Raw genomic sequence first — 3,660 nt, 5'->3', positions numbered from 1 at the left:
CTAGCTATATGAAGTTCTTTGATAACTTGATATATGAGGTTGCAGGAAGAAAATAGAGTGCGAAAACCAAGCCATTCGGTTCCTGCGTAAAATATCAACCGTACCAAGAGAGCGTCCAAGCGTTGGACATCTAGGGGTGGAACACCCCGAAGTAACGCTCAGGGAGACGAAAGGTTACTTTCGTCGTGGAACTGAGAAGCTCCCACTTCAAGCTTTGCTAAGTGGCGAGTAGTTCACGCTAACTGTCCCTTCATTTCATCAATTACTTTTAATTCTAATGCAGCTAGATTAATTGTACGTGAAGTTGGAGCAAATACTTCTTTATCGCTATTTTGAATAATATCGTTCAAGAAGAAGTGATTGTTTTTAGCAGCCATTTCAGACATATGATTCAATAAAGCGAGACGGATGTATGGTTCTAAAACGGGTGCTTCGCCTCCGATATAAATGAATTTCAATACTGTATTCGTACTAGATGGGATGAATACATCAAGAATTTTAGCAATTAAAATTCTTGCATATTCTTTCAGTGCCTCTACAATTTCATTTGTAAAATCATATTCTTCACCAGTATTTTCATTCGATAGTACATACTTTTGTACTTTATATTTATTAACTATAAATTTCTCTAATGTTCTTAGATCCTTAAAGTATTGAATCAATTTTTCTTTTCTAAAGCGTTCTAGGTATCCCAAGAATGGCTCAATATCGATAACTTGGAAAGAATCTCTGTGCTTAGGTGTAGTAAGCCCTTTACCTAATCGTACAGCATCTGTAGAACCGCCACCAATGTCAGTTAAAACTACTTCATAGTCATCGAATCTCTCAGATTCATAGCGCTTTTCAATACTAATTACATTTGTATTCTGATCTTTTGAAACCATTTTATATTTTAAAGAATGTCTAGCAACTTCGGATTCATTTCTACATTTTGCTGACTGGACTGTAATAGTTAGTTCTTTCTCCATTCCTGGTGTTAACACTTTAACTTTATGTTCACCGTTAAATCTTTCTTCCATTTTTTTATGGGCAATGCTAAATTTCTCTTCGCGTTTTAAAAGCCAAATTGGAAGCATCATACTCATGTGTTCAATTTCAATTTCATTATCTTCTTGATCAGCATTAAGGGCATGATAATATGCTATTGCTCCTAAAAAGCATACGTATGGGATAGGACTATTTATTTTATCGTGCATCTTATTTACATGTGAGTTTGCTAACTGATTATCTTCAGCCAATTGCCCAACTAAATAGTAAGACTCTTCACCTTCGATTTCAGTGGAAATTAGTAATCTATCCAGTAAATCTTCTGGTTTAGAAATACGATCAACAAGTAAATCCTCAGCTTTTTTCTTTGAAATTTTAACTACATTCGTTGCAAGTTCAATATAATAACCATCAACCATGAAATTATTAAAACTATTTCCGAAATCCGCTACTTTTCTTCCAATTTTCATTTATAATTCCCCCTTTATACATTAAGTACGACTTAAGTGCTACTTTTGATTATGTTTTAGCGCATTTAATCAAAAGTAAGAACACTTTAAATAATAAGTACGACTTGAATCGCATTTATTATTTAATTAACCTATACACTTAAAAAATTCAAAATAAACAAGGAAATACCTTCTTTCAAACGAATTAAACACATAACAGTTAGACGCCGACATGTCGGACATAAATGATGATGAATAACAGTAAAACAACAACATGACCGACATGAATGATGGTCAACAACAATGTAATGACAACATGACCAACATGGATGATGGTCAATAACAATACAATGACAACATGACCGACATGAATGATGGTCAACAACAATGTAATGACAACATGACCGACATGGATGATAATCAATAACAATGTAATGACAACATGTCGGACATCGATAACAACAAATGACGATGAGGGGAGGACGATGGAATGGATAGGGAAGAACCTTATAAGAAAACATATTCCCTTGCAGATATAGCAAGGATGCTTGGGAAGCCACGGACAACCCTTCAGGCCTGGCGGGATCAATTCAAACCATACTTACCAACCGTCGCTGGGACGAAGGGGCGAACGCTGAGATATGAACAGGAAGCATTAGAGCTTTTTAAATTAATTGCTAATATGAAAGATGCACAAGAACCACCAGAAATAATAGAACAGATGTTAAAACAAAATGTAGATTATATTGTAGTAGAAGAGAGTGATGAAGACAACGAAATAACGAAACCAATTATTCAGACGATGTATGAGAGTATGAAAGAGGTTTCTATATATTTTCAAGAACAAAAAGCTATGAATATGGAACTTTTAAAACGCATAGACAATTTAGAACAAACTAATCAAACACTAACAAACAAGATTGATGAACAGCAAAAGACTATTGATAGAAAAATAAACAATCGAGATCAGCAGTTATTAGAAGTGGTTCGAGAAATACAAGAAACCAAGAAGTTAGTTGCGTCTTCTCAACAAGAAAAATCATGGTTCGCTAAACTATTTAAAAAATAACTTAAATAATACGTAAAAAAGTAGGGAAGATTGTAAAAACATACAAGCTTCCCTACTTTTTTGTAAATTTTATATATTTCCCCAAATAATCACAAAAATTAAGAAACAGTCTTCTGTCGGAAAATGATAAAGAACATACTTATAATGTTTCCCCTTTAGGATAGAATACTGTATTTATTAAATCTTGTTTAAAAAATAAAATCATTATAAACATTAGAATCTATTTTAGAGATGCTAGACTAGCTGTATTAAGGGACTCAAGATTTTAGCTTAGTAAATTACAAGGTTAATTAATCGTTTTCTGATAAAAGACTCCTTCCTCAAAAATGTGAAGGTGTGAAACACCAATTTTAGGTGGGAGATGAATGTCAGTAGGCGTAAGCCTACGTTTTTTGTATTCTGTAGATATACTATGAAAAAGTGAGGTGCAACCTATGTTAGTAAATAAAGCATATAAATTTCGTATCTATCCAAATAAGAAACAAGAAATATTAATTGCTAAAACGATTGGTTGAAGTCGCTTTGTATTTAACCATTTTCTTACTCTTTGGAATGATAGGTATAAAGAAGCGGGAAAAGGATTAACCTATCCTTCTTGCTCTGCCGAGCTTACGCAATTAAAAAAACGACAAGATACGCTTTGGTTAAAAGAAGTAGATAGTACCGCTCTTCAATCCTTATTAAAAAACCTCGCAGATGCTTTTTCACGTTTTTTCAAGAAACAAAATGATATGCCACAATTCAAGTCTAAAAAGAATAAAATACAATCCTATACAACAAAATGTACGAATCATAATATCGCCATTGTAGGTCATACAATAAAGTTACCGAAGCTCGGTTTCGTTAGATTTGCCAAAAGTCGTGAAGTGTCAGGACGTATCCTAAATGCCACAATTAGACGAAATCCAAGCGGTAGACACTTTGTGTCTATTCTTACAGAAACAGAAGTGCAACCAGTAGAAAAAACAGGTTCTTCTGTTGGTATCGATGTGGGGTTCTTGTATGTTATGCCATTCTTTCAGATGGCATAACATACAAGAACCCTAAATTCTTCCGTACATTAGAAGAAAAGTTAGCGAAAGCACAGCGTATCCTTTCTAGAAGAACAAAAGGTTCTTCGAACTGGAATAAACAACGTGTGAAAGTTGCACGAAT

2 protein-coding genes and 1 pseudogene are annotated in these 3,660 nt (G+C 33.9%); 2 read left to right on the top strand and 1 reads right to left on the bottom strand.

Annotated features, from left to right (window positions below; genetic code table 11):
* Positions 1–233: 233 nt before the first annotated feature.
* A complete protein-coding gene (locus tag V7038_RS28265; RefSeq protein WP_335695994.1) occupies positions 234–1,457 on the bottom strand; it encodes a ParM/StbA family protein in 1,224 nt (407 codons plus the stop codon).
* Between the two features lie 469 nt (positions 1,458–1,926).
* On the opposite strand from V7038_RS28265, the gene V7038_RS28260 reads away from it, so the two are divergent.
* Positions 1,927–2,505 carry a DUF3967 domain-containing protein gene (locus tag V7038_RS28260; protein ID WP_002107196.1) on the top strand — a complete coding sequence of 193 codons (579 nt, stop codon included), beginning with the start codon at positions 1,927–1,929 and terminating at the stop codon, positions 2,503–2,505.
* A 434-nt stretch (positions 2,506–2,939) separates the two neighbouring features.
* Positions 2,940–3,660, top strand: a pseudogene (locus tag V7038_RS28255) (RNA-guided endonuclease TnpB family protein); the annotation flags it as partial.

Origin of the sequence: Bacillus sp. JJ783 (assembly GCF_036963225.1) — a bacterium.
Classification (GTDB): Bacteria; Bacillota; Bacilli; order Bacillales; family Bacillaceae_G; genus Bacillus_A; species Bacillus_A cereus_U.
This window is presented reverse-complemented; position numbering and strand designations above follow the sequence as displayed.